This window comes from Acinetobacter brisouii CIP 110357, assembly GCF_000488275.1.
Classification (GTDB): Bacteria; Pseudomonadota; Gammaproteobacteria; order Pseudomonadales; family Moraxellaceae; genus Acinetobacter; species Acinetobacter brisouii.
The window spans coordinates 325,619-348,387 of record NZ_KI530763.1; the positions used below are offsets into that span (position 1 = coordinate 325,619).

At 41.0% G+C, this 22,769-nt stretch carries 27 protein-coding genes, 1 tRNA gene and 1 pseudogene; 12 read left to right on the plus strand and 17 right to left on the minus strand.

Annotation, left to right across the window (positions count from 1 at the left end):
• Positions 1 to 69: 69 nt before the first annotated feature.
• The 4 genes from P255_RS12365 (at position 70) to P255_RS12380 (ending at position 3,188) form a co-directional block, all read left to right on the plus strand.
• Entirely contained in the window at positions 70 to 1,281 is a 1,212-nt protein-coding gene (locus P255_RS12365) for an MFS transporter (RefSeq protein WP_004902719.1), read from the plus strand.
• Between the two features lie 9 nt (positions 1,282 to 1,290).
• On the plus strand, positions 1,291 to 2,055 hold the full coding sequence (locus tag P255_RS12370) for an AraC family transcriptional regulator (RefSeq protein ID WP_004902720.1): 765 nt from the start codon (positions 1,291 to 1,293) through the stop codon (positions 2,053 to 2,055).
• 70 nt (positions 2,056 to 2,125) lie between these two features.
• Positions 2,126 to 2,671, plus strand: a complete 546-nt coding sequence (locus P255_RS12375; RefSeq protein ID WP_004902721.1) for a glutathione peroxidase — start codon at positions 2,126 to 2,128, stop codon at positions 2,669 to 2,671.
• A 220-nt stretch (positions 2,672 to 2,891) separates the two neighbouring features.
• Positions 2,892 to 3,188, plus strand: coding sequence for an RcnB family protein (locus tag P255_RS12380; protein ID WP_004902722.1), 297 nt, complete (start codon positions 2,892 to 2,894; stop codon positions 3,186 to 3,188).
• 50 nt (positions 3,189 to 3,238) lie between these two features.
• Here the strand turns inward: P255_RS12380 and adhP are convergent, their stop codons facing one another.
• Positions 3,239 to 4,270, minus strand: a complete 1,032-nt coding sequence (gene adhP, locus P255_RS12385) for an alcohol dehydrogenase AdhP (protein WP_004902723.1) — start codon at positions 4,268 to 4,270, stop codon at positions 3,239 to 3,241.
• Positions 4,271 to 4,509: 239 nt separating this feature from the next.
• On the opposite strand from adhP, the gene P255_RS12390 reads away from it, so the two are divergent.
• Complete coding sequence (locus P255_RS12390; protein ID WP_004902724.1) at positions 4,510 to 4,965, plus strand: ATP-binding protein; 456 nt, start codon at positions 4,510 to 4,512, stop codon at positions 4,963 to 4,965.
• Here P255_RS12390 and P255_RS12395 read toward each other — a convergent pair.
• From P255_RS12395 to P255_RS12445, 11 genes are all read right to left on the minus strand, one after another.
• Positions 4,962 to 5,267, minus strand: a complete 306-nt coding sequence (locus tag P255_RS12395) for a hypothetical protein (RefSeq protein ID WP_004902725.1) — start codon at positions 5,265 to 5,267, stop codon at positions 4,962 to 4,964. The two genes, P255_RS12390 and P255_RS12395, sit on opposite strands and share 4 nt — an antisense overlap.
• A gap of 198 nt (positions 5,268 to 5,465) precedes the next feature.
• Positions 5,466 to 5,885, minus strand: a complete 420-nt coding sequence (locus tag P255_RS12400) for a F0F1 ATP synthase subunit epsilon (protein ID WP_004750042.1) — start codon at positions 5,883 to 5,885, stop codon at positions 5,466 to 5,468.
• A gap of 17 nt (positions 5,886 to 5,902) precedes the next feature.
• Positions 5,903 to 7,297: a F0F1 ATP synthase subunit beta gene (gene atpD, locus P255_RS12405; protein ID WP_004902726.1), complete on the minus strand. Its 1,395-nt coding sequence runs from the start codon at positions 7,295 to 7,297 to the stop codon at positions 5,903 to 5,905.
• 29 nt (positions 7,298 to 7,326) lie between these two features.
• Positions 7,327 to 8,196 carry a F0F1 ATP synthase subunit gamma gene (gene atpG / locus P255_RS12410; protein ID WP_004902727.1) on the minus strand — a complete coding sequence of 290 codons (870 nt, stop codon included), beginning with the start codon at positions 8,194 to 8,196 and terminating at the stop codon, positions 7,327 to 7,329.
• A gap of 77 nt (positions 8,197 to 8,273) precedes the next feature.
• The gene (gene atpA, locus P255_RS12415) at positions 8,274 to 9,818 is read right to left on the minus strand and encodes a F0F1 ATP synthase subunit alpha (RefSeq protein ID WP_004902728.1); all 1,545 of its coding nucleotides are present in this window, start codon (positions 9,816 to 9,818) and stop codon (positions 8,274 to 8,276) included.
• A 43-nt stretch (positions 9,819 to 9,861) separates the two neighbouring features.
• Positions 9,862 to 10,398 (minus strand): F0F1 ATP synthase subunit delta, encoded by a 537-nt coding sequence (locus P255_RS12420; protein ID WP_004902729.1) that lies wholly within the window; start codon positions 10,396 to 10,398, stop codon positions 9,862 to 9,864.
• A 12-nt stretch (positions 10,399 to 10,410) separates the two neighbouring features.
• Positions 10,411 to 10,881, minus strand: coding sequence for a F0F1 ATP synthase subunit B (locus P255_RS12425; RefSeq protein ID WP_004750050.1), 471 nt, complete (start codon positions 10,879 to 10,881; stop codon positions 10,411 to 10,413).
• A 38-nt stretch (positions 10,882 to 10,919) separates the two neighbouring features.
• Positions 10,920 to 11,165, minus strand: a complete 246-nt coding sequence (gene atpE / locus P255_RS12430) for a F0F1 ATP synthase subunit C (RefSeq protein ID WP_004750052.1) — start codon at positions 11,163 to 11,165, stop codon at positions 10,920 to 10,922.
• An 84-nt stretch (positions 11,166 to 11,249) separates the two neighbouring features.
• On the minus strand, positions 11,250 to 12,125 hold the full coding sequence (gene atpB, locus P255_RS12435) for a F0F1 ATP synthase subunit A (RefSeq protein WP_004902730.1): 876 nt from the start codon (positions 12,123 to 12,125) through the stop codon (positions 11,250 to 11,252).
• Between the two features lie 98 nt (positions 12,126 to 12,223).
• Entirely contained in the window at positions 12,224 to 12,622 is a 399-nt protein-coding gene (locus P255_RS12440) for an ATP synthase subunit I (RefSeq protein ID WP_004750055.1), read from the minus strand.
• A gap of 170 nt (positions 12,623 to 12,792) precedes the next feature.
• On the minus strand, positions 12,793 to 13,629 hold the full coding sequence (locus P255_RS12445) for a metal ABC transporter solute-binding protein, Zn/Mn family (protein ID WP_035365534.1): 837 nt from the start codon (positions 13,627 to 13,629) through the stop codon (positions 12,793 to 12,795).
• A 124-nt stretch (positions 13,630 to 13,753) separates the two neighbouring features.
• On the opposite strand from P255_RS12445, the gene P255_RS12450 reads away from it, so the two are divergent.
• Genes P255_RS12450 through znuB form a run of 3 tightly spaced genes read left to right on the plus strand, consistent with a single transcriptional unit; the run spans position 13,754 to position 15,819 of the window.
• Positions 13,754 to 14,251, plus strand: a complete 498-nt coding sequence (locus P255_RS12450) for a transcriptional repressor (RefSeq protein ID WP_004902732.1) — start codon at positions 13,754 to 13,756, stop codon at positions 14,249 to 14,251.
• Complete coding sequence (gene znuC / locus P255_RS12455; protein ID WP_035365536.1) at positions 14,224 to 15,015, plus strand: zinc ABC transporter ATP-binding protein ZnuC; 792 nt, start codon at positions 14,224 to 14,226, stop codon at positions 15,013 to 15,015. Before P255_RS12450 ends, znuC begins: the two co-directional genes overlap by 28 nt.
• A 3-nt stretch (positions 15,016 to 15,018) precedes the next feature.
• Positions 15,019 to 15,819, plus strand: coding sequence for a zinc ABC transporter permease subunit ZnuB (gene znuB / locus P255_RS12460; protein ID WP_004902734.1), 801 nt, complete (start codon positions 15,019 to 15,021; stop codon positions 15,817 to 15,819).
• Here znuB and P255_RS12465 read toward each other — a convergent pair.
• Together P255_RS12465 and P255_RS12470 are read right to left on the minus strand one after the other, a co-directional pair.
• Complete coding sequence (locus P255_RS12465; protein WP_004902736.1) at positions 15,814 to 16,059, minus strand: hypothetical protein; 246 nt, start codon at positions 16,057 to 16,059, stop codon at positions 15,814 to 15,816. The genes znuB and P255_RS12465 overlap by 6 nt on opposite strands.
• A gap of 21 nt (positions 16,060 to 16,080) precedes the next feature.
• On the minus strand, positions 16,081 to 17,094 hold the full coding sequence (locus tag P255_RS12470; RefSeq protein WP_004902737.1) for a DNA/RNA non-specific endonuclease: 1,014 nt from the start codon (positions 17,092 to 17,094) through the stop codon (positions 16,081 to 16,083).
• A 253-nt stretch (positions 17,095 to 17,347) separates the two neighbouring features.
• Here P255_RS12470 and P255_RS12475 point away from each other — a divergent pair, with 253 nt between their 5' ends.
• Entirely contained in the window at positions 17,348 to 17,617 is a 270-nt protein-coding gene (locus tag P255_RS12475; protein WP_004902739.1) for a hypothetical protein, read from the plus strand.
• 51 nt (positions 17,618 to 17,668) lie between these two features.
• Here the strand turns inward: P255_RS12475 and P255_RS12480 are convergent, their stop codons facing one another.
• Entirely contained in the window at positions 17,669 to 19,549 is a 1,881-nt protein-coding gene (locus tag P255_RS12480; RefSeq protein WP_004902741.1) for a potassium transporter Kup, read from the minus strand.
• Between the two features lie 118 nt (positions 19,550 to 19,667).
• Between P255_RS12480 and P255_RS12485 the strand changes: the two genes are divergently transcribed.
• Together P255_RS12485 and P255_RS12490 are read left to right on the plus strand one after the other, a co-directional pair.
• Positions 19,668 to 19,757, plus strand: a tRNA-Ser gene (locus P255_RS12485).
• A gap of 234 nt (positions 19,758 to 19,991) precedes the next feature.
• Positions 19,992 to 20,159: pseudogene (locus P255_RS12490) on the plus strand (tyrosine-type recombinase/integrase); the annotation flags it as partial.
• A gap of 90 nt (positions 20,160 to 20,249) precedes the next feature.
• Here P255_RS12490 and P255_RS12495 read toward each other — a convergent pair.
• Positions 20,250 to 21,200 (minus strand): hypothetical protein, encoded by a 951-nt coding sequence (locus P255_RS12495; protein ID WP_004902745.1) that lies wholly within the window; start codon positions 21,198 to 21,200, stop codon positions 20,250 to 20,252.
• A 174-nt stretch (positions 21,201 to 21,374) separates the two neighbouring features.
• Between P255_RS12495 and P255_RS15735 the strand changes: the two genes are divergently transcribed.
• Positions 21,375 to 21,488 carry a DUF6953 family protein gene (locus P255_RS15735; protein WP_407637957.1) on the plus strand — a complete coding sequence of 38 codons (114 nt, stop codon included), beginning with the start codon at positions 21,375 to 21,377 and terminating at the stop codon, positions 21,486 to 21,488.
• 228 nt (positions 21,489 to 21,716) lie between these two features.
• Here the strand turns inward: P255_RS15735 and P255_RS12500 are convergent, their stop codons facing one another.
• Complete coding sequence (locus P255_RS12500; protein WP_004902747.1) at positions 21,717 to 22,265, minus strand: peptidoglycan amidohydrolase family protein; 549 nt, start codon at positions 22,263 to 22,265, stop codon at positions 21,717 to 21,719.
• Between the last annotated feature and the right edge of the window lie 504 nt (positions 22,266 to 22,769).

Here is a 22,769-nt window from a genome sequence, read left to right on the forward strand (position 1 = left end):
TTATTCAACTATTTTATTTTATAGTGATCACTACATAATTAATTTTTACTTTGAAAACAGGATGCCTTTATGCCCACTTCCGTGGTCTCAGAACATCAATCTCCCTCAACTCAAGGCAGTTGGCTTGCCATTTTGACAGTTGCCATTGCTGCCTTTGTACTGGTCACCAGTGAATTTTTACCTGTAGGCGTACTCAATAATGTCGCCAGTGATTTACATATTTCAACGGGTACAGCGGGTTTGGTCATTACCTTGCCAGGTGTCATGGCTGCACTGGCTGCACCGCTACTGCCTGTCTGGTTTAAACGGCTTGATCGACGTTATGTGCTCATTGTATTGACCGCGATTATGGTGATTGCCAATAGCATTACCGCATTGGCCAGCAATTTTCATATTTTACTGCTTAGCCGTCTGGTTTTAGGTATCTCAATTGGTGGGTTCTGGGCAACAGCAATTGCGCTAAGTGGCAAACTTGCACCTGCCCAACTCCCAATTGCCAAAGCTACTGCGGTGGTCATGACAGGTGTGACTTTTGCAACAGTCCTAGGCGTACCGATTGGTACATGGCTGAGTGGCTTATATGGCTGGCGCAGCGCTTTTGCCATCAATGCGGGGATTGGTTTTTTGGTACTGATTTTACAAATGCTGTGCTTGCCAAAACTGCTACCCGAATCTGCGATTCGTTTTGCTGACTTGCCCGCTCTGCTACGTGTCAGTAAGGCACGCCGTGGAATTGTGATTATTCTATTAATCGGTCTGGCACATTTTTGTGCTTATAGCTATCTGGCACCATTTTTTAAACACATTGCAGGTTTTAACAGCGCGACGATTGGCAGCCTGTTATTGCTATACGGCATTGCAGGGATTTTTGGCAATGCTTTTGCAGGCTATAGTGGCAACCTCAATATTCGCTATACCCTCGCCTTTGTCAGTTTGTGTTTTGCCATCGTATTTTTTAGCTTTCCTGTATTTGCCGTGCATCTGTCTGGCGCATTGGTCTTGACTGCACTCTGGGGCTTTGCTTTTGGAGCATTTCCAACGACAGCCAACATCTGGATGTTCTTGCATGCAGGCGATGCGGTAGAAAAAGGTATGCCGTTATTTGTTGGGATGTTTCAGATCATGATTGCCGTGGGTTCATTATTTGGCGGAATGGTGGTTGACCACTATAATGAAACTACGCTGATTTATAGTGTCCTGAGTTTCATTGTCTTGGCACTAATTGCCTTATTTACCCTAACCCGAGGGCTAAATAATCCTAAAATGACCTGCGAATCCTAAAATATTGCTATGAACAATGCATCAAATCTCATTCAACTCAATGACATGGTTGAAATCCATGAGTTTTTCTTCCAAGCCAATGACCAGATTTCGATGCATTGCTGTTTATGGGGTGATTTTAACTTTAGCCTCGATGGTATTTTACAACTCCAGATTGGTGATGCGCTGTATTTAGCACCCCCGAATTACGGTTTGTGGCTTCCACCACAGACCGAGCATAGCTGTATTGCAATTGACCAACAGATTACCCATTTTATTTGTATCCGCGTTCATCCCTATTTAGCCAACAAGCTCAGCCCGCAAACTCAAACTTTGGTCACTCGACCTTTCTTTCATACATTAGTAAAAGAAGCCTTACGAATTCAACATAGCCATCCACAGCAGTATCAGCATTTATTGCAAGTCATTTATGACCAGATCTGCATGGCAGACTGTTATGATCATTATCTGCCACAAACCAGTCATCCTGTATTGCAACCGATTCTGGCACAGTTAAGTGATTCAGCACATTTTCAGCACTCTATTCAGAAAATCCTTACTGAATTTCGTATAAGTGAACGGCATCTTTTACGCTTGAGTCAGCAAGAACTTAAACTGCCAATCTCTGAATGGCGTAACCGTGCCAAAATTGTTCATGCCATTTCTTTATTGAAACAGGGGCTTGCGATTAAACAAATTGCTTACCTTTTGGGATTTCGACATAGCTCCAGTTTTATTACATTTTTTAAGCGTTATTTAGGTAAAACACCTGCGGAAATGCGCCTTGAACATTAGTCACGCAAATCTACTTGTCTTTCATAAAAAATCATTTTAAAACATAACTCTACTTTTTAAGGATATGATGATGAGCCAGTCAATTTTGGATATTCCTGTAAATACCATTACAGGCGAAGAAACTACGCTTGCAACTTACCAAGGCAAGGTTCTTTTAGTGGTCAATGTCGCCTCAAAATGCGGCTTAACTCCGCAATATGAAGGTCTGGAAAAACTGTATCAGGCAAAAAAAGCTGAAGGTTTAGAAATTTTAGGTTTCCCTGCCAACAACTTCTTGGCACAAGAGCCAGGCAGCAACGAAGAAATTCAAAAATTCTGTTCCCTGAACTACCATGTCGATTTTCCACTGTTTGCAAAAATTTCAGTTGCAGGTGAAGATAAGCATCCTTTGTATCAGGCTCTGATTTCGGCGCAGCCTGAACGTATTGGCGAAGGCCCTTGGTGGAAAGATTTGGTCGACTACGGCTTAACACCAAACCCAAAACCTGAAATTTTATGGAACTTTGAAAAATTCCTAATTGGCAAAAATGGTGACGTTGTCGCACGTTTCGCACCAGACATTACTGCGGATGACCCGCGTATTGTCAATGCTATTGAAGCTGAACTTGCCAAATAAGCATTCAGATAGAGTAAGTCCATCACGGATTTACTCTACTTTTTACTGATTGATGTTTTCATAAATACTAAGCAATTTATCTAAGTTTACATTTCGCAGGCAAGTTTTCATGGTCTGTTCATGGTTTTAAAACTGTTCCAACAAAATCTTCATTTGCGCCTAGCACAAATCTGTTTAAATAAAATTGTCGAAACAACAGCAATAACAAGTGGAGAATTTTATGAAACGTCTAGCTCAAGGAATTGTTCTATCTTTAGCTGCAACTTTAGCTGCAGGGTCAGTATTTGCTTATCCAAATGACCCTCACTATGTCAAACAAACCGTTACAACAACTGAGTGGCGCGTGGGTCATGCTGTACCGCCAGAGCATTTCAGACGTGCACATGCTGTAGATTATCGTCACTATAAAAGATTACATCACCCTGCACGCCATCAACAATGGTATCAAGTGAACCCACATAAATACGTTTTGGTAAACACTGACAACCATCGCGTGATTAAAGTAGTTCATCGTTAATTTCAGGCATAAAAAAGAGGGCATCTGCCCTCTTTTTTATTACGTCTGATTTATAAAGCTAAATCAATCACAATACGCCCATCAATCTTGCCATGTTCCATCCGCTCAAAAATATCATTAATATTTTCAAGTGGTTCAACACTAATATGTGCTTTGACTTTGCCACGTGCCGCAATATCTAACGCCTCTTTTAAGTCCAAACGCGTTCCCACAATCGAACCGCGCACGGTAATTCCCTCCAGTACCATATCAAAAATCGACAGATCAAATTTGCCTGGTGGCAAACCGTTCAAGACCATTGTACCGCCACGACGCACAATCGAAACAGCCTGTTCAAAGGCTTTCGGAGAAACCGCCGTTACCAATACCCCATGACAACCCTCCCCAGAAGCTTTTAGAACCTCCTCTTTGACATTCACTTTCAGGGCATTAATCCCCACATCTGCACCCAGTTCTTTTGCCAATGCAAGTTTTGAATCATCTACATCAATCGCAATAACATTGAAGCCCATGGTTTTGGCATATTGAATCGCAACATGACCCAAGCCACCAATCCCTGAAATGGCAACCCAGTCTCCTGTTTTGGCTTCGGTCATTTTCAAACCTTTGTACACGGTCACACCTGCACACAAAATTGGTGCAATTTCAAACAGATCGACACCTTCAGGAATCACGCCAACATAATCACCATCGGCAAGGCAGTATTCTGCAAAACTGCCATTTACCGAATAACCTGAATTTTGCTGTTTCTTACACAAGGTTTCCCAACCTGCATAACAATGATCACAATGCCCACAAGCCGAATACAGCCACGGAATTCCTACTTTATCACCCACTTTCAAATGAGTAATACCTTCACCAACCTCCACAACCTCTCCAACGCCTTCATGCCCAGGAATAAAGGGAACCGTCGGTTTAATTGGCCAGTCACCATGCATAGCATGCAGATCAGTATGGCAAACACCCGTCGCAATGACTTTGACCAAGACTTTACCTGCGCTCACTTTCGGAATCGGAACCTCTTGAATTTCTAGGGGTTGATTAAATGCTGTCACCACAGCGGCTTTCATTGTGCTTCCCATGTTATTCTCCTTATTATTTCTATTGATGAAAATGACTATTATGATAGGTGCCAAATTTAAGAATCATTCTCATCCATAAAGTAAAATGACATAGGTAGGTGCTTGGTAGGTTTTATGTAATTCAAAATTATGTTTTCAGAATTAATTTAACCAGCGAAAGTCCTTTTGAAATAGCCAGTTAGAAGATTAGCTCTCCAATAGTGACGTTGATCTCCTCATTTTCGATATGTAAACCATATATGCAACTTATTCTTTTTATTGGGATTCAGGCCGCTGGGAAATCTACATTTTATCAACAATATTTTTATCATACTCATTTGCGCATTAATCTGGACATGCTCAAAACCCGTCATCGGGAAAATATCATTTTTGAAGCTTGTCTTGCCTCAAAAACCAAATGTGTGGTTGATAACACCAATGTCAGCATCGAAGATCGTGCCCGTTATATTCAACGCGCACAGCAGGCAGGATTTCAGATTGTGGCTTATTATTTTGAAACGGCACTGAGTCATGCCTTAGAACGCAATGCCGAGCGCCAAGGCAAAGCCAGAATACCCGATCGAGGCGTACATGCCACCCATCGGCGTTTACAAATCCCGCAGCTTAGTGAAGGATTTGATGAAATTTATAAGGTAAAAATCAGCACACATGGGCAATTTTCCATTCAATTGATTGCTGATCAATCGCAAGTTTAATCGGGCTTTTGTGCTTCACGCCATTGCTTAAATGCTGCAAACATCGCTGTCTTTTCTGTAGCTGTCGCTTCATGCTGTTGCATAAAAGAAAAATCACCCCGAAAAACGGCTGCAACAACCTGCTTAGCCAACTCAACAATACTGTCTCGCCCCTGCCGTTGATAAGCTTCGATCTGCTGCGCAGTTAAATGCAGATCCCAGTTATAAGTGACTGCGCTATTATCCACGCTCACACTCAAATACAGTTGTTGTTGATCTTGGTACAATTCCCAAAAATGCGGTTCTATTTCAATGAGTTTCATAAAGTTCTACCTGACAGCGCTCATTTCTTTTATAACATAAAAAAGAGCAGATACAGGCACGACCTTGGCATAGCATCGAATGATTCAAAATAAGCAAAACATGACCGACAGAGCATCAATAAAACTGTCGATGCTTTACTGAAAATTTCATAAAAAAAGCCACTCTTTCGAGTGGCTTTTTCAATCTCAAACCGTCTCTTATTGAGCGCGGTTTTTGATTTTACGGATGGTTTCAAGCTGAGCAGCAGTTTCTGCAAGAGCAGCCAATGCAGCAGCCGAGTCCAAATCACTTTTTTGGTTTGCAAGCAATTGTTCAGCGTTTTTACGCGCTTCCATAATTGCAGCTTCATCCAAGTTGTCAGCACGGATTGCAGTATCTGCAAGAACCGTAATGACATGTGGTTGAACTTCTAAAACACCACCTGATACATAGACGATTTCTTCTGTACCATTTTCCAACTGAACACGAATCGGTCCCGGTTGAAGCAAAGTTACAAGTGGAGCATGACCAGGCATAATACCCAATTCACCACCTGCACCTTTCGCGATAAGCATAGTCACAGCGCCAGAGTAAATAGACTCTTTAACACTTACGACATCACATTGCATAGTCGCCATGAGATGATCTCCTTAAATTAGAGTTTCTCGGCTTTCGCAATCACTTCGTCAATACCACCAACCATATAGAACGCTTGTTCTGGAATGTGATCGTATTCACCAGCTAGAAGACCTTTAAAGCCACGAATTGTTTCTTTAAGCGGTACAAGTTTACCAGGAGCACCAGTAAATACTTCAGCTACGTGGAACGGTTGAGAGAAGAAACGTTGGATTTTACGCGCACGGTAAACAACCAATTTATCTTCTTCAGCCAATTCGTCCATACCCAAGATCGCGATGATGTCTTTAAGCTCTTTATAACGTTGCAATACGTTCTGTACAGAACGTGCAATTTCATAATGCTCTTGACCAACAACCAATGGATCTAGCTGACGAGAAGTTGAGTCTAATGGATCGATCGCTGGGTAAATACCAGAAGATGCGATGTCACGGCTCAATACTACTGTTGCATCCAAGTGAGCAAATGTAGTTGCAGGTGATGGGTCAGTTAAGTCATCGGCAGGTACGTATACTGCTTGGATCGAAGTGATCGAACCAGACTTAGTAGACGTAATACGCTCTTGAAGAACACCCATTTCTTCTGCAAGTGTAGGTTGGTAACCTACCGCAGATGGCATACGACCTAGAAGTGCAGAAACTTCGGTACCAGCCAATGTGTAACGGTAAATGTTGTCAACGAACAACAATACGTCACGGCCTTTACCGTTTTCGTCTTTCTCGTCACGGAAGTATTCAGCCATGGTCAAACCAGTCAACGCTACGCGTAAACGGTTACCTGGTGGCTCGTTCATCTGACCGTAGACCATCGCTACTTTGTCAAGAACGTTAGAATCTTTCATTTCGTGATAGAAGTCGTTACCTTCACGAGTACGCTCACCAACACCAGCAAACACAGACAAACCTGAGTGAGCTTTCGCGATGTTGTTGATCAATTCCATCATGTTTACGGTTTTACCAACACCCGCACCACCAAACAGACCAACTTTACCACCTTTAGCAAACGGGCAAAGTAAGTCAATGACTTTAATACCAGTTTCTAAAAGGTCAGTAGAAGCTGCTTGTTCAGCATAAGAAGGTGCTTGACGGTGAATTGGCAAACGTTCTTCAGTAGCAACAGGACCAGCTTCGTCGATAGGGCGACCAAGAACGTCCATGATACGACCTAAACATGCAGTACCTACAGGTACAGAGATTGGTGCACCAGAGTTAGTTACGTTAAGACCACGTTTAAGGCCTTCGGTAGAACCCATTGCGATGGTACGAACTACGCCATCACCAAGTTGTTGCTGAACTTCCAAAGTAGTTTCAGTACCGTCAACTTGGAGAGCGTCATAGATCTTAGGAACGCTGTTACGTTCAAACTCGACGTCGATAACCGCGCCGATGATCTGAATGATACGACCGCTACTCATTGCTGTCTCCTCAATTCAAACTAATAATGTTAAACGGCAGCGGCACCACCAACGATCTCAGAAATTTCCTGAGTAATCGCGGCTTGACGCAGCTTGTTATAAATAAGTTGTAGGCTCTTGATCAGCTCACCTGCGTTGTCGGTTGCAGCTTTCATTGCGACCATACGTGCAGATTGCTCACAAGCGATGTTTTCAATCACACCTTGATAAACCATAGACTCGATATAGCGAACCAATAAACCATTTAATAGCTCTTCAGCTTCTGGTTCATAGATATAGTCCCAACCGTATTGACGGTTCAGGCTCTCATCCGTATCAGCCGCAGCTAAAGGAACAAGTTGTTCAACTTTTTGATTTTGAGTCATGGCATTGACAAAGCCGTTGGATACAAGATAAATACGATCTAATTCGCCTTTATCAAACGCATCTAACATCACCTGTACAGAACCAGATAACTGTTCAAGACTTGGCGCATCACCTACGTTCGTAGTTGCACCAAGCACTTTACCGCCGTAGTTTTTAAAAAACGAAACCGCTTTTTGACCAATTAAAGCAAATTGAACTTCAATTGACTGCTCTTGTTGTTGTTGTACGTGTTTAACAACTTTTTTGAACAAGTTAATGTTCAAACCACCTGCCAAACCACGATCTGAAGACACAATGATATAGCCAACGCGTTTTACTGGACGTTCAACCATATAACGGTGTTTATATTCAGGATTCGCTTGTACCAAATGAGCAATTACACGGTGCATATTTTCGGCATACGGACGGCCTTGAGCCATGCGCTCTTGCGCACGACGCATCTTAGAAGCTGCTACCATTTGCATCGCGCGAGTAATCTTTTGCGTGCTCTTGATACTAGCTACTTTGGCGCGAATTTCTTTTAAATTTGCCATACGCTTAACCTAGTATTCGAAAGCTCTTTCGAGCTTCCGAAGGTTGATCCGTGAACCAAACCTAACTAAGACTGAACTTAGTAAGTTTGAGTCGCTTTAAAGCTTTCAATACCTGCTTTGATTGCAGCTTCGATGTCTTTGTTGTAATCACCAGTTTCATCGATTTTTTGCATTAACGCAGCATGTTCTGAACGGAAGTAAGCAATAAGCGCAGCATCAAATGCAACGATTTTCTTCACTTCAACGTCAGCCATATAGCCTTCGTTAGATGCATAAATTGAAACAGCTTGGTCAGCAATTGAGTAAGGAGCATATTGTTTTTGCTTCATTAACTCAGTTACACGTTGACCATGTTCAAGTTGCTTACGAGTTGCTTCATCAAGATCAGAAGCGAACTGAGCAAACGCTGCCAATTCACGGTATTGCGCCAAAGCAGTACGGATACCACCAGACAATTTTTTGATGATTTTAGTTTGAGCAGAACCACCAACACGCGATACAGAAATACCCGCGTTCACCGCAGGACGAATACCCGCGTTGAATAATGAAGTTTCTAAGAAGATCTGACCATCTGTAATAGAAATTACGTTCGTTGGTACGAATGCAGATACGTCACCGGCTTGAGTTTCAATAATCGGTAATGCAGTTAATGAACCAGTTTGGCCTTTAACTTCACCTTTAGTGAATTGCTCAACGTAGTCAGCAGATACACGAGAAGCACGTTCAAGAAGACGTGAGTGTAAATAGAATACGTCACCAGGATATGCTTCACGACCTGGTGGGCGGCGTAAAAGCAATGAAATTTGGCGATACGCAACAGCTTGTTTAGACAAGTCATCATAAATGATTAACGCATCTTCACCGCGGTCACGGAAATATTCACCCATTGTACAGCCAGAATATGGAGCCAAATACAACATTGCTGCTGGATCAGCTGCCGCAGCTGCGACAACAGTCGTATACGCCATAGCACCAGTTTCTTCAAGCTTGCGCACAACGTTAGCGATAGTCGATTGTTTTTGACCAATCGCTACGTATACACATTTAATGCCAGAATTTTTCTGAGCGATGATCGCATCGATCGCCATTGCTGTTTTACCAGTTTGACGGTCACCAATGATCAACTCACGTTGACCACGACCTACAGGGATCATTGTATCTACTGATTTATAACCAGTTTGTACAGGTTGATCCACTGATTGACGCCAAATTACACCTGGTGCTACTTTTTCAACAGCATCAGTTAATTTTGCATCAATTGGGCCTTTGCCATCAATTGGGTTACCTAAAGCATCTACGACACGACCTAAAAGTTCTGGACCAACCGGAACTTCTAATACACGGCCTGTACAACGAGCTTTTTGACCTTCTTGAAGGCCTAAGTAGTTACCTAAAACAACGACGCCCACTGAATCCTGTTCTAGGTTCAGTGCCATACCAAATAAGCCGCCGTCGAATTCGATCATTTCACCGTACATTGCATCAGCAAGGCCGTGAATACGCACAATACCGTCGGATACCATAACAATGGTACCTTCGTTTTTAGCGGTCGCGCTGGTGTCCAGATCGCCGATACGCTGTTTAATGAGCGCACTGATCTCGGATGGATTCAGTTGTTGCATTGCGCTATACCTCAATCTTTAATTAGTTCAGTCTTCTATGCAATTAAGCAAGAAGACGTGTCCGCATTTTTTCAAGCTTGTTAAGCGCAGAATCATCTATCACTTGGTCGCCTGCACGAATAACCACACCTGCAATTAATGCAGGATTGACTTCTACAGTTACATCTACTGCAGCTTCAAAACGTTTTTCTAACGCATGAGCCAATAGTTGTTCTTGTACAGAAGTCAACGGGAATGCTGATTCAATCACAACATCCACAGTATTGTTATTCTGTGATTTGAGTTGTTCGTATTCTGCAGCAATTTCAGGAAGCAAAGCCAAACGACTGTTTTCAGCCAGCAATGTCAAAAAGTTTGACACTGCCGCAGTTTGGTCTTCACCTAAAATTTTTGCAAAAAGACTAACCTGCTCAGCAGGTGTAAGCTCAGGGCGATTTAAGTAAGCTGAAAATGCTTCATCTTGCACCGCAGCACTGAGCAAGTTTAATGCATTTGACCAATTGTCAGTTGCACTTTGCTCAGAAGCGTAAGCAAATGCTGCTTTAGCGTATGGGCGTGCTAACGTCAAGAATTCAGCCATAATCTGCCTCTCTTAAAGTTTAGCAGCCAGCTGAGTCAGCATGGCATTGTGAGCTTCTGCGTCAACTTGCTGGTTCAGGATTTTTTCTGCACCAGTAACTGCAAGAGCAGCAACTTGTTGACGTAATTCTTCGCGCGCAGAATTGATTTCTGTATCAACAGCTTCTTTCGCTTGTTGACGGATACGCTCACCTTCAGCAGATGCTTGAATACGCGCTTCTTCGACCAATTGTGCTGCACGACGGTTCGCTTGTTCGATCAATTGAGCCGCTTGTGCTTTTGCTGCGTCTAACTCTTGCTTTACTTGTGCTTGCGCATCAGCAAGGTCAGCTTTCGCTTTTTCTGCAGCATTTAAGCCATCAGCGATTTTACGCTGACGCTCACTAATCGCATTGATTAGTGGTGGCCAGACAAATTTCATGCAGAATGCGACAAACATCGCAAATGCAATTGCTTGACCAATCAATGTGAGGTTGATATTCATTGCTATTCCTCAATAGTTTAATTTAGGAATTAAGCTGATTAACCTACAAATGGATTAGCGAAGATGAAGAACAAGCCAATACCAACACCGATCATAGGCACAGCATCAAGAAGACCCGCGATTAAGAACATACGAGTTTGAAGTTGTGGAGCCAATTCTGGTTGACGAGCAACAGCTTCCAAGAAGCGACCACCTAAAAGACCAAAACCAATTGCAGTACCCAAAGCACCAAAAGCGATCAAAATAGCAGCAGCAATTGCAACTAAACCTGGAACGATAGACATGAAAAATTCCTCAGAGGTTAGGTTTATACCAATTAAATTAAAAAATTTTATGCCTAACCACCCTGTGATAGTTAGGCGTTACCATTAATGTTTTTCGCTTGCCATGCTCAAGTAAACGATTGTCAGCATCATAAAGATAAATGCTTGCAATGTAATTACGAGAATGTGGAAGATAGCCCAAGGCACAGACAACGCCCATTGGATCCAGAACGGTAATAATGCGATAAGGATAAAGATTAATTCACCCGCATACATGTTACCGAAAAGTCGTAGAGCCAATGAAACTGGTCGTGCAAGGAAGGTTACTAATTCCAAGATTAAGTTCACAGGAATTAGACACGCTTTTGCAATTGGATTACTTGGGTTAAATGGGTTAAGCGCCAATTCGCCAACAAAACCACCAATGCCTTTCTCACGAATGCTATAAAACAAGATCAGTACAAATACAGACAATGACATACCAAGGGTAATGTTCGGGTCTGTAGATGGAACAATCTTAAAGTAAACGTGATGAGGGTCCATGCCAAATACGCTTGCACCAATGTGTTGAGCCAAATATGGAATCCAGTCAACAGGAATCAAGTCCATTAGGTTCATGAGGAAAATCCACACGAAAATGGTCAGTGAAAGTGGTGCGATTAAACGAGATTTACCATGGAAGGTATCGCGAACGCTTGAGTCAACAAACTCGATCACCATTTCAATTGCTGCTTGGAATTTCGTAGGCACACCAGAATTGGCAGCTTTCGCAACACACCAAAAAAGCAAACAGAAAATCAGACCTAAGCCGATTGACCAACCCATTGAGTCCAAGTGAATAGCAGAAAAACCCATTTCATGAGCTTCTTTCGCATTCTCAGCCAATTTCCATGTACCGTCCGGCATTTTGCCATAGGCCAAATTGGTCAAGTGATGCTTAATATACTCTGTCGAAGTAAGGGCATGTTCTTCAGCAGCCATAAATCACACCTGGTCAATGTCAATTAATAAAAAGAGAGATGAATATCGCACGCTGCTAGATATCTCATCTTGCTCTATATATTCAATTTTTTATGCGCCTATACTCGTTTTTGTTGACGTGATACCCACCAAGGAGCAACCCACGACATGGCTTGAACGAGAATAAAACCACAAAACAATGCCACCGATGACAACGGCTTGACATTGCTTAAAATCAAAATCAGTCCAACGATCACAATAGCAAACTTGCCCATCATGCCTCGATACATATTTGAAAGCACTTGCTTTGAAGCACGCGCTCCCGCAACCCGAAAAGATTGCCAGGCAAAGTAACAATGTGCCAGCCAGCAAACCAGTCCGCCCAGAGCGACACTTTTGGCTACCACGATGTCTTTAAGCACCCACGCAATCAAAGTTGCAACAGGTATCGTCAATGCTTGCAAGAAGACCAAAGCTTTCGCCAATCGTCGGTCAATCATGCGACTTGGTCGGCTCATTATTATCCACTCACAGCATAAAAGCTTGACAAGTTAACCTGATGATCGTTTTTAATCGGTGGCATTATAGAGTCACCCCCCTAAACATGCAATCTTTTCCCGACTTAAGACGTATGATTTTCAAATAATCTATATATTTTTAATTTTCTATTAAGATTCTCTTGATTTGATTATTTTCGTATATTTCTTGCGCAATTTTGAATATTTTTTGCTAAATCCGTCCAACCCTGAATAAAGTCATTTTCTGCGCTCATACTTTCGTCTACTGCCTGAAAACGCACAGGCTGCAAGATTTGATATTGGCTATTTGCCTGCCCTTCTGCCAACAAGCACATTTGTGGATATGGGCGATGGTCATTGAGATACTTAATTTGAGTGACCGTAGCAGGAATGTGCGGGTCGCTACTTAAAGCACCAGCAAGATGTAAATTCAGTGCATGTTCCAAATACTGATAAGCATCGTGATATGACCAATAGTCAACCGTATTTCTATACGTACCGACTTGCTTACTTCTCACCAATAGCTGCTGAGCAAAAGTTTTTGCATTTGCCCAATATTGAGCTTTATGTTCTGGGTGTTGCTGCGAACGTAATGCAGCAATAAAAAAGCCAATTCGAACTGCATTATTCGGGTCTAGCCAGACATGTGTATCGATGGTATTGGCAATTGGTTTTCCTTGTACATCTCGCACGGGGAAAGTCCCTAAAATCTTAGAGTTAAGCAGCGAAATTGCTTTAGGATTGTGCCCCAGCAGCTTATCCAATGGCGCCTCATGTGCTTTACCCAACCAGATCACCAGCTCTGCATCTTGGACTGCTTTTCGGTTGGCTGGTGTCAGCTGTACATCATGCCCAGATTGATTTCCCAATAATAAAGTTGGCGTCTCAACACCTTTGGTCACTTCTTTAGCGATTAAGTATAAAGGGTGAATGGATATAACCAAGCCCTGTGCCCATAAACTGCCACTCATACACAGCAAGACACACGCTGCAAAAAAACGCGCCATCATGTTCAAACGATCTCTATATATCATCACTTGGGATTTAATGTTACACTATAACACCAAAAATAGTGATATTGTTATAAAAGAGTTAACTTATCTGTTTTGATGCACCATAGGTGAGATATTTATGAGTTCATGTTCGCATTCACATGCCAATAGCTTACACGAGGTACATGACCACGGCGATATTCAAGTCCGCCTAGAGCAAGCAGAAGCATTGTGTCTAGCGACTGGTGCACGTCTTACACCATTACGTAAGGAGGTTCTGCATTTAATTTTAAATGCGTCTGGACCGATTGGTGCGTATGATATTCTGGCAAAAATAAAAAATACATCAGATAAACCTGCTGCACCACCAACCGTTTACCGTAGTTTGGACTTTTTACTGGATAAAGGCTTAATTCATCGTTTAAGTTCAATTAATGCCTTTATTCCTTGCTGCCACCCTCGTGAAGGTCATCAGGCGGCATTTTTAATCTGTGTAAGCTGTAAAGCGGTTAAAGAAGCTTCTGCCGATGCCTTAATGGCACATCTCAATGCATTAGCACATTCGGATGAATTTAATATTCATCACACCATTATTGAAATTTCAGGAAAATGCCAACAGTGCACACAACGTCACTAACGCCTGCGCTCATTTCATTACAGAAAATTTATGTCCGAATTGATGAACGCGAGATTCTTAAACAGGTAGACTTTGAGTTACATCCCAATGAAATTGTGACACTGATTGGCCCAAATGGCGCTGGAAAATCTACGCTCATTAAAGTCCTTTTAGGCATTGTCAAACCTACGTCTGGTAAAATTCTAAAAGATCGCAATTTAAAATTTGCTTATGTTCCGCAGAAGTTTAACCCCTCTCACAGTTTGCCGTTACGTGTCCGAGATTTATTGGCGTTAGAGGCGTGTGATACCACAACTAAACAACAGATTATTGCGGAAACTGGCATTGAAAAACTTCAAGATGCCAAAGTGCAGCAACTTTCTGGTGGTGAGCGCCAGCGAGTACTTTTGGCGCGAGCATTACTACGCAAACCACAGGTTTTGGTGCTTGATGAACCGATGCAAGGGTTGGATATTCAATCTGAAGCCGAGCTATATGAATATGTCCGTAGTTTGCCTGAGCGTTATGGCTGTGCGGTACTCATGGTTTCACATGACCTGCAATGGGTCATGCAAGGGACACATCGTGTAGTTTGCCTGAACAAACATATCTGCTGTAGCGGATCTCCAGAAAATGTACAGCAACATCCTGAGTATCAAGCTATTTTCGGGACACAGCGAGTATTCTATCAGCATCATCATGACCACTGCGCACATGGTGACAGTCCGACAGCAAACTGTGAACATGATAGCCACCCCCATATTCACCCTGAACCGGAAGCTTAACGCATGATGGAATGGTTTCAACTTTTGCTCCCAGCATGGGTTATGGGTGCTTTACTGATTATTTTAACTGCGCCACTCGGCTGCCTCATGCTTTGGCGTCGTATGTCTTTTTTTGCAGATACCATGTCTCATGGCACGCTACTCGGCGTCGCGGTAGCTGGGGTTTTACAGTTACCGATGTGGGTTGGTGTCGCAAGCTTAGCGATTTTACTGGTTTGTATTTTATGGATTTTGCATGATCGTCGTTTGCCTAACGATGCACTACTGGCGTTATGTGCTGCTACCCTGCTCTGTTCAGGTTTAATGCTAATTCAAAACCTCCCTGCTCTACGTCCTGAATTACTTAGTTATCTGTTTGGGGATCTACTCACCATTAGTTGGTCAGATCTGCCTGTTTTTGCAGTCATTATTGTTGTGTCTGTCAGTATTTTATGGAAATTTTGGTCAGCACAAATTCAGATTGCAATTGACCCAGATATTGCAATTAGTGAAGGCGTAAATGCCAAATTGCAGCGTTTTATCTTCATGCTGCTTTTGGCATTATTTACAGTATTGGCACTACGTGCAGTCGGCTCCCTATTGATGGGCGCGCTCTTGGTCATTCCCGCATTGGCAGCACGCCTCTTGGCAGACTCCCCTAAACAAATGGTGCTGTATGCGTTTATTATCGGTCAAATTGCCTTAGGTATCGGCTTGTGGACTAGCGCTTTACTCAACATTGCCAGTGGTTTAAGTATTGTACTGACCATGTCGAGTATTTTCTTTGTGCTGTTTTGCTGGCAAAAAATTCGTAGCACTTTATAAAAACGGATTTTCAACTTCCTGCTCGGGTTGATGTGCAATCTTCTCGGGCAAGTTTTCTTGTTGCTCTAATACTTCAACCACCTGATTAATCAAGCTTTGCAGTGCTTTGGCTGTCGCAAGCCCCTGCTGATCTTTGGTAATTTGCAGATTGCCATACAGATTGATGCAATCTAGCTGATTTTCTAAGGTTAAGTCATAAATTGCAGAGGATGACTGGTCTTCAGCAAATGGTTTAAACATATTCAGCTCCCTGAAACGGGGTTAAGATTTAAACAACTTTAATAAAAATTCCAACACACTATCAAGCAATGCTTTCAATAACTTTTTTATAAAGTTATCTTTTTCTTGATTCACAGTTTTTTCAATATCTTGCGTTGCTTGTTGCACAGCATTGCCAAAAGATTGCTGCAATGAATGAATGTCCGATGAGGCTGATGGCGTAGCACATTGGCTATTTTGATCCGTTCCAATCTGCGCAGGAACACGACCTGCCTGAACATCACTGGTGGTAAGTGGCAAATCATAAATTTTACGTTTGGTTTCTACTGAAAGCTGTGGAAATAAATTTAAGCCAGTTTGCTGTTCGATCTGACAAACACTGACAACCTGCACTTCTTGAGAGTTATTATTTGGAGCATAGTAAGCACTGATCACGCCTGTCTTCGGCATATATACTGCTTTAAATACCACACTTGGGACAAGCACTTTGCCCTTTCCGATGGTTTTTAGGCGTTGACCTGTAAAGATCGGCCCTGTCACTACATAGGCATCCTGTTTTTGTTTCTTGACCAAGCTACGAGTGGCTTCTTCAAGCTTCCGCCAGACTTCCTGATTATTTTTTGGGGCTTGTGGCACCATATTAGCTAAAGAAAAGCTGTCATGTTGTGAAGCTTTGTCTGGCATGTCCGCATTCGGAGACATATGTCCGCGGTCATAACCTGAAGCGCGATAATCTGCTAGCGTGGAACGAAACTGCTCTGGAATTTGTTCTTCTTCATGAAACTGGTCTTCACGTTTAATTTTCTGGCTTAAACGTTCCGCGGTGAGATGCTCAGCACTCCATAAAGGTGTTTTAGATACGCCAGAATAAACCAGACCAAAACCATTAAAACATAAAGGAAAAGTGTTTTTATTTAAACTTTGCTTAACCAGTGCAGGCGGAGTCTGCTGATAAAATTGAGATAAGCATGAGTCTTGTGCAAAAACAGTGCCTGTCGCAGCAGATGCACATAACAAAACGAGTCCTTGGATACTATGGTTAAGTTTTTGGGTCATGTTGATTATCCTTGAGCACTAAAAACAGCTTAGCAAGCCCATTTTAGAAAGTATATCTGGTTTCTTTCAAATGACTAATCCTTATACTCATCAGATTGTCAGTTGCTTTTTACGTAACAGTTTGTTGTGGTTATACCACACTTATACCTATAATTTATTGATATTCCGTATACTTAGTTGCGGGTAATCCCAATCTATGGGATTGTTAATTCAGATTAAAACTCACACAATTTTTTAGTATTGGAGTTCGGGTATGCGTAATATTTTCGTTAGCATTGGGTTATTCATGGGAATGTTCACAGCAACTGCTGCATTTGCAGAGCCTGCTGTACAACCAGGCGAGACTCTAGAAAGCCTGTCTCAAGTTAAAGTCCATACAACTGTAAATGGTCAAGCAGGATCATTAGCAGACTTAATGAGCAGTGGTAAATATACACCTGTTCCTACGCCACAACCTGCAGCAGATCATAACAATAGCCCTGCCGCAACTCCCGATACACCTGCATCTACACCAGCCCAATAAGTAAGCTAAAAAATAAAAAAACCAAGGCTTGAGCCTTGGTTTTTTTTATAGCTAGATTTCGATTTGCCCACCTAACTCAACCACACGATTGGTTGGAATTTGATAGAAATCACTGACGGGACTGGTATTGCGTTGCATAGAAATAAATAGCTTTTCTCGCCAAGGAGACATGCCATCTCCAACTTTATGCACCACACGATCTCGCGAAATAAAGAAGCTAATCTGCATGAGATCATACTCAAAGCCAAGTTCTTCATAGGCTTGCTTTAAATCACGTGGTACATTGGGTTCATCTTTAAAACCATAGAAAACTTGAATACGGTAGAAATGCTCAGTGAGAGTTTCAACTAAAATGCGTTCTTTCTGTGCAACATATGGGACATCCTGAACCATCACAGTGATCAGAATGTTACGTTCATGCAGTACTTTATTGTGTTTAATATTATGCAGCATGGCATGCGGCACAACATTTGGTGTTCCAGTCAGGAATACAGCATCACCCTGTACCCAATGCACAGTATCTGAACCAATACTTTTAACAAATAAATCAATCGGCAAGGTATCATGTTCGAGTTTAGCAAACATTAATTCACGACCACGTTTCCATGTCATCAAAATGCCAAAGGCTATCCCACCAATCAACAATGGAACCCAACCACCCGATACAATTTTCAGCGAAGTTGCAGCAACCAGCACAATATCCAAAACCAGAAATGGCGTGATCAGCAACAGTAGTTTTGGTGCACTCCATTTCCACGCATAAAAGATAAATACGCCAATCAGCAAGGTATCGCACAGCATAGTCAGAGTTACTGCCAAACCGTAAGCGCTTGCCAAGTTAGAACTGGTTTTAAAAATCAGAATCAGAATAATGATGGCTGTCAGTAACAACCAGTTCAGAAAAGGCACATAAATCTGCCCCTCTTCTGATTCGGAAGTGTGCTTAATGCCAAACCGTGGCAAATATCCAAGTTGCACAGCCTGACGCGCCAAAGAAAACACACCTGAAATTACGGCTTGAGAAGCAATGACAGCTGCAATAGCAGCCAAGATAATCGTTGGGTACAATGCCCACGAAGGTACAAGCAAGAAAAATGGGTTCTCAATCGCACTTGGATTACGCAGCAATAAGGCCCCTTGACCTGCATAATTCAACACCAAACAGGGTAAAACTACACCAAACCACGCGAAGCGAATTGGCGTACGGCCAAAGTGCCCCATATCTGCATATAAAGCTTCGCCACCTGTCACAGTCAATACCACTGCACCCATAACAAAAAAAGACATCACTGGGTTGGTAAAAATGAATTCAACTGCCCAATGTGGACTAAACATTCCCAAGACAAGTGGTGTTTTGGCAATACTCATGATCCCAAAAATACCAATCGCCAGAAACCAAATCAGAGTGAGTGGTCCAAAAAGTTTACCAACAAATGCTGTGCCATGTTTTTGTACCAAAAACAGTATCACCACAATCACAATTGCAATTGGCATAATATAGGGATCAAAAACATCAGTTGCGATGGATAAACCCTCTACTGCCGAAAGCACTGAAATGGCTGGGGTAATAATTCCATCACCAAAAAATAAGGATGCTCCAACAAAACCAATTGCAATAAGATAGATTTTTTTATTATCAGCAATTTTTGCTTTACGCAGGTTCAAAGCAAGCAATGCCATAATGCCGCCTTCACCATTGTTATCGACGCGCATAACGATTGCTACATATTTAATGCTAATAATCAGCGTTAAACACCAAAAAATGATCGACAAAATACCTAAGACATTTGCAGGGTTAATGCCAAGTCCATGTGCCTCATGAAAAGATTCTTTTAGGGCATAGAGTGGGCTGGTACCAATATCACCAAAGACGACTCCGAGTGCTGCGAGAGCCATCGCAGGTAATCTTGCCTTTTGGGTCATAGTTTGCATTGCATAATTAAACCAAGATGATTTTTGATGCAATCTTAGCATTTAAATAAAATTTTTTCTGTAAAGCGGCGATTAAATCTTGGCAGCCTGCTTTTTTTTAGTTACTATCGCACGCCTTGGTGAGGTGTCCGAGTGGCTGAAGGAGCACGCCTGGAAAGTGTGTATACGTTTGCGCGTATCGAGGGTTCGAATCCCTCTCTCACCGCCAAGATTCATTATCATGCAGATTCATGATATATAAAAAGGCTTAAATCTAAAGGGTTTAAGCTTTTTTTATGTCTAATATTATCCACTCCATCTCTTGCAATCTCGATATAGTTGGGGGGGGTATAATAAATCACCTCCAAAATTATACCCCCAATTCTGCAGAAAAATAGCAATGCTCACAGATGCTCAAGTCAGAAAAATCAAGCCATTAGAGAAGAAAACCAAGTATTCTGATGAGAAAGGTTACATGCATGATTTGACTAAAATTCAGCTAGCACACCGTGTAAGTAATGCTATATCTCAAACTTATAATAATGCTCAACATTTAGTAGAGCATCGAATCAAGATGATGCAAGATTGGTCTGATGTTATTGATAGCTTGAGGAATAAGATATCCTATTAACTAAAGGGCAGAAATTCAAAATACTGTCAAATATAATATTTTTCAAAATAGGATGTACCCTATCAAAAAGACCCGCTAAATAATTTTAAATTATTCATTGGCTTTCCGCTCTCTTTCAACAAAAATATATTCATTTGGAATTACAATCTGTTTTTCAATATTTTTAACTTTATAAGAGACTAAAGTATTTTTCCCAATACCCTGAAACAATACTTTTATATCCTTAAAAATAAAGATTTGGTACTGACTTAGCTCTTTAGTTGTTGTTTTTGGTAAATCAATTAAATTGGCATAAGGCGCTTTAATATACAATGTTGCTTTTTCTACACTTACACCTGTTTTTTGCATAGTAAAGTCTAAGAATACTTTCCCAATATCTCCAATAAAAAACATGGGCACAAGAGGAACAAGAATAAGAAAAAAAGCTATTTGTAAACTATCTTTAATATGAATTTCTAATCTCTTTAATTTGATACTTGCGAATTTTTTAATATTTTCACTCGCATCAGGATCATCAATGATATCTTTTAAGTTTTCAAATTTGTTATTAAACTCCTTAATCTTCTGCCAATTGATGTAAAAAGCATAAGAAAAAAGGGATATAAAGGCTGAAGTAAGAGCTACATAAAGCCTGATTTTCCAATCTAATAACAGCAGACTACGAATAGTATATAAAAGATAGAGGGATGAGCCTAATGTAAGAATACTAATCTTTGGAAAAGGAAGTTTTTTGCCTATCCTTATATCTGGTGGCAAATACATATCTACAGTACTAAAAATCCAGTAGACCACAGGCCGTAATGATATCCCAAAGAAAAAAAGCACCATGCTTAAACCAGCATAAACAATAGAACAAGCGACAAAAATCAATAAGAAAATAAGTGTATCGCCAAAGCTAATCTCTGAAGGGATATAGCCAATTGTTAAAAGATAGGCAACTAAGCATAATATCCCAATCGCAATAATAGTTTTTATTATTGTCAGCCCGATTTCATGCCACTGACTAAATCTATTTAAAAATCTTGCTATTAAATCATTCATAAATAATTGAACCAAATTTGTTTAATGTTATTTAAATAATTTATTTCTTAAGCCCCACACTCTATCCCCTATTTGAGATAAAAAAACTAGATTTAAAATAAGAAATTCTACTACTTTGATGTAGCAAAATGGACGATTAAAGAAATAAATGAGCAAGAATTAGCTGAATAGGAAATCCAAGACCTATTTGGAGACGAATTTATTCACGAGAAAGAAAATAGAAATCTATCAATTGCAAAGGATGTTCTAAAAGAGTTTCGTAAACTAATTGAAGGTAAAGTTGTCTAAATACAATCAGAAGAAGTGTAGTGTAGATCATACGAAGATGAAGAATATGAAGATCATCAAACATACTAAAAATATTTTTAAATTTTCAAAAATCCATACTGTTACCACTTCTTGAGGTTCTTTCCAAATCTCGCCAGAAGTTATTACAGTATCATCAACTGGAATACAAAAAAGGCTTAAATTTTTTAATTTAAGCCTTTTTTGTTTATAGCCAGTTTAACAATATAATCAGGTTGCTGACTCTAAACGATAATAATGATATTCCACATCTTTCTCTTTATAGACGGCATAGCTGTTTTGGCGAAAATCCGAGATCCACTCTGAACCTGTATAGCCTGCTATATGTCCGTAAGTATGGTTACTGGTCGCATCAATAATATAAATATCGCCTTTCTTTGGTTTATTAAACGCAGGTTTAATTTGCTTATAACCATTTTTCTCTAAGGTACGCCCCCAGTTTGCTGCTGCAATTGGGTGGTTAGATACATTCGCCCCTGCAGTTTGCAAGGCAATACGTACATTACGCGCACATTTTTCCGAACTTCGTCTTGCTGAAATGCTTTCAAGTTTATTAGAAAACTTGGACAGATTAATACTTTGCGCCGTTAAATCTACGTTATGAGCAATATGATGCTTTGTCATTTTAACATGATGTACTTTATGCTGCGGCTGAACATGCTGTGGTTTTTTAGCGGCGCCATGTGCATGTCGAACGTGAACCTGAACAGAATGTGCATGGGTGTCATGCGCGTGAACCGCATGGTGAGCATGGATCATGACAAAAACCTATTTTTTCCATCAAAACTTCAACAGCGTGCCATTGTAGAAGGAAATGTTTTCAGATGTACTACAGGGTTGTAACAAATTTTAGACAGCTCTAGGTTTTACACAGCACTTATTGCATAAGTTGAGTGGCTATATTTTTGATTTAAAAACGATATAACGTATCAATTAGGGTTTTAAACACCTATTTTCAACTGACTACTTTTTAATCAAAGAATTACCCCTAAGGTCTAATTCAAGCTGTTTTTAGATATACTTTATAGAAAAGTATAATATTCATTTTTTAACCACAAAATATACCGTTTATCACAAATTATGCCTATTTTATTGATAAAAATGTTTTTAACCTAATCAGCAATAACGGCATGCCAATATGTTAAAAACTAAAAAGGATGATGACTTGTTATGAAAATATGGCTTAAAAAATATGATCGGATTTTTTTGAGTGCTGGCGTGCTCAAAGTGAGCTTGTTATTGGCGATTGTGCTTTCAGGTGGA

What these genes read in the sequence shown, in the direction of transcription:
- P255_RS12375 (WP_004902721.1), top strand. Translation starts at nt 2,126, where the DNA reads ATGAGCCAGTCAATTTTGGATATTCCTGTAAATACCATTACAGGCGAA.
- P255_RS12480 (WP_004902741.1), bottom strand. Translation starts at nt 19,549, where the DNA reads ATGCAAACTATGACCCAAAAGGCAAGATTACCTGCGATGGCTCTCGCA.
- P255_RS12475 (WP_004902739.1), top strand. Translation starts at nt 17,348, where the DNA reads ATGCGTAATATTTTCGTTAGCATTGGGTTATTCATGGGAATGTTCACA.
- P255_RS12370 (WP_004902720.1), top strand. Translation starts at nt 1,291, where the DNA reads ATGAACAATGCATCAAATCTCATTCAACTCAATGACATGGTTGAAATC.
- atpD (WP_004902726.1), bottom strand. Translation starts at nt 7,297, where the DNA reads ATGAGTAGCGGTCGTATCATTCAGATCATCGGCGCGGTTATCGACGTC.
- P255_RS12470 (WP_004902737.1), bottom strand. Translation starts at nt 17,094, where the DNA reads ATGACCCAAAAACTTAACCATAGTATCCAAGGACTCGTTTTGTTATGT.
- P255_RS12495 (WP_004902745.1), bottom strand. Translation starts at nt 21,200, where the DNA reads ATGAATGATTTAATAGCAAGATTTTTAAATAGATTTAGTCAGTGGCAT.
- adhP (WP_004902723.1), bottom strand. Translation starts at nt 4,270, where the DNA reads ATGGGAAGCACAATGAAAGCCGCTGTGGTGACAGCATTTAATCAACCC.
- P255_RS12445 (WP_035365534.1), bottom strand. Translation starts at nt 13,629, where the DNA reads ATGGCGCGTTTTTTTGCAGCGTGTGTCTTGCTGTGTATGAGTGGCAGT.
- P255_RS12440 (WP_004750055.1), bottom strand. Translation starts at nt 12,622, where the DNA reads ATGAGCCGACCAAGTCGCATGATTGACCGACGATTGGCGAAAGCTTTG.
- atpE (WP_004750052.1), bottom strand. Translation starts at nt 11,165, where the DNA reads ATGTCTATCGTTCCAGGTTTAGTTGCAATTGCTGCTGCTATTTTGATC.
- P255_RS12390 (WP_004902724.1), top strand. Translation starts at nt 4,510, where the DNA reads ATGCAACTTATTCTTTTTATTGGGATTCAGGCCGCTGGGAAATCTACA.
- P255_RS12395 (WP_004902725.1), bottom strand. Translation starts at nt 5,267, where the DNA reads ATGAAACTCATTGAAATAGAACCGCATTTTTGGGAATTGTACCAAGAT.
- atpA (WP_004902728.1), bottom strand. Translation starts at nt 9,818, where the DNA reads ATGCAACAACTGAATCCATCCGAGATCAGTGCGCTCATTAAACAGCGT.
- P255_RS12450 (WP_004902732.1), top strand. Translation starts at nt 13,754, where the DNA reads ATGAGTTCATGTTCGCATTCACATGCCAATAGCTTACACGAGGTACAT.
- znuC (WP_035365536.1), top strand. Translation starts at nt 14,224, where the DNA reads ATGCCAACAGTGCACACAACGTCACTAACGCCTGCGCTCATTTCATTA.
- P255_RS12400 (WP_004750042.1), bottom strand. Translation starts at nt 5,885, where the DNA reads ATGGCGACTATGCAATGTGATGTCGTAAGTGTTAAAGAGTCTATTTAC.
- P255_RS12465 (WP_004902736.1), bottom strand. Translation starts at nt 16,059, where the DNA reads ATGTTTAAACCATTTGCTGAAGACCAGTCATCCTCTGCAATTTATGAC.
- P255_RS12500 (WP_004902747.1), bottom strand. Translation starts at nt 22,265, where the DNA reads ATGATCCATGCTCACCATGCGGTTCACGCGCATGACACCCATGCACAT.
- P255_RS12425 (WP_004750050.1), bottom strand. Translation starts at nt 10,881, where the DNA reads ATGAATATCAACCTCACATTGATTGGTCAAGCAATTGCATTTGCGATG.
- P255_RS12420 (WP_004902729.1), bottom strand. Translation starts at nt 10,398, where the DNA reads ATGGCTGAATTCTTGACGTTAGCACGCCCATACGCTAAAGCAGCATTT.
- atpB (WP_004902730.1), bottom strand. Translation starts at nt 12,125, where the DNA reads ATGGCTGCTGAAGAACATGCCCTTACTTCGACAGAGTATATTAAGCAT.
- atpG (WP_004902727.1), bottom strand. Translation starts at nt 8,196, where the DNA reads ATGGCAAATTTAAAAGAAATTCGCGCCAAAGTAGCTAGTATCAAGAGC.
- P255_RS12380 (WP_004902722.1), top strand. Translation starts at nt 2,892, where the DNA reads ATGAAACGTCTAGCTCAAGGAATTGTTCTATCTTTAGCTGCAACTTTA.
- znuB (WP_004902734.1), top strand. Translation starts at nt 15,019, where the DNA reads ATGATGGAATGGTTTCAACTTTTGCTCCCAGCATGGGTTATGGGTGCT.
- P255_RS12365 (WP_004902719.1), top strand. Translation starts at nt 70, where the DNA reads ATGCCCACTTCCGTGGTCTCAGAACATCAATCTCCCTCAACTCAAGGC.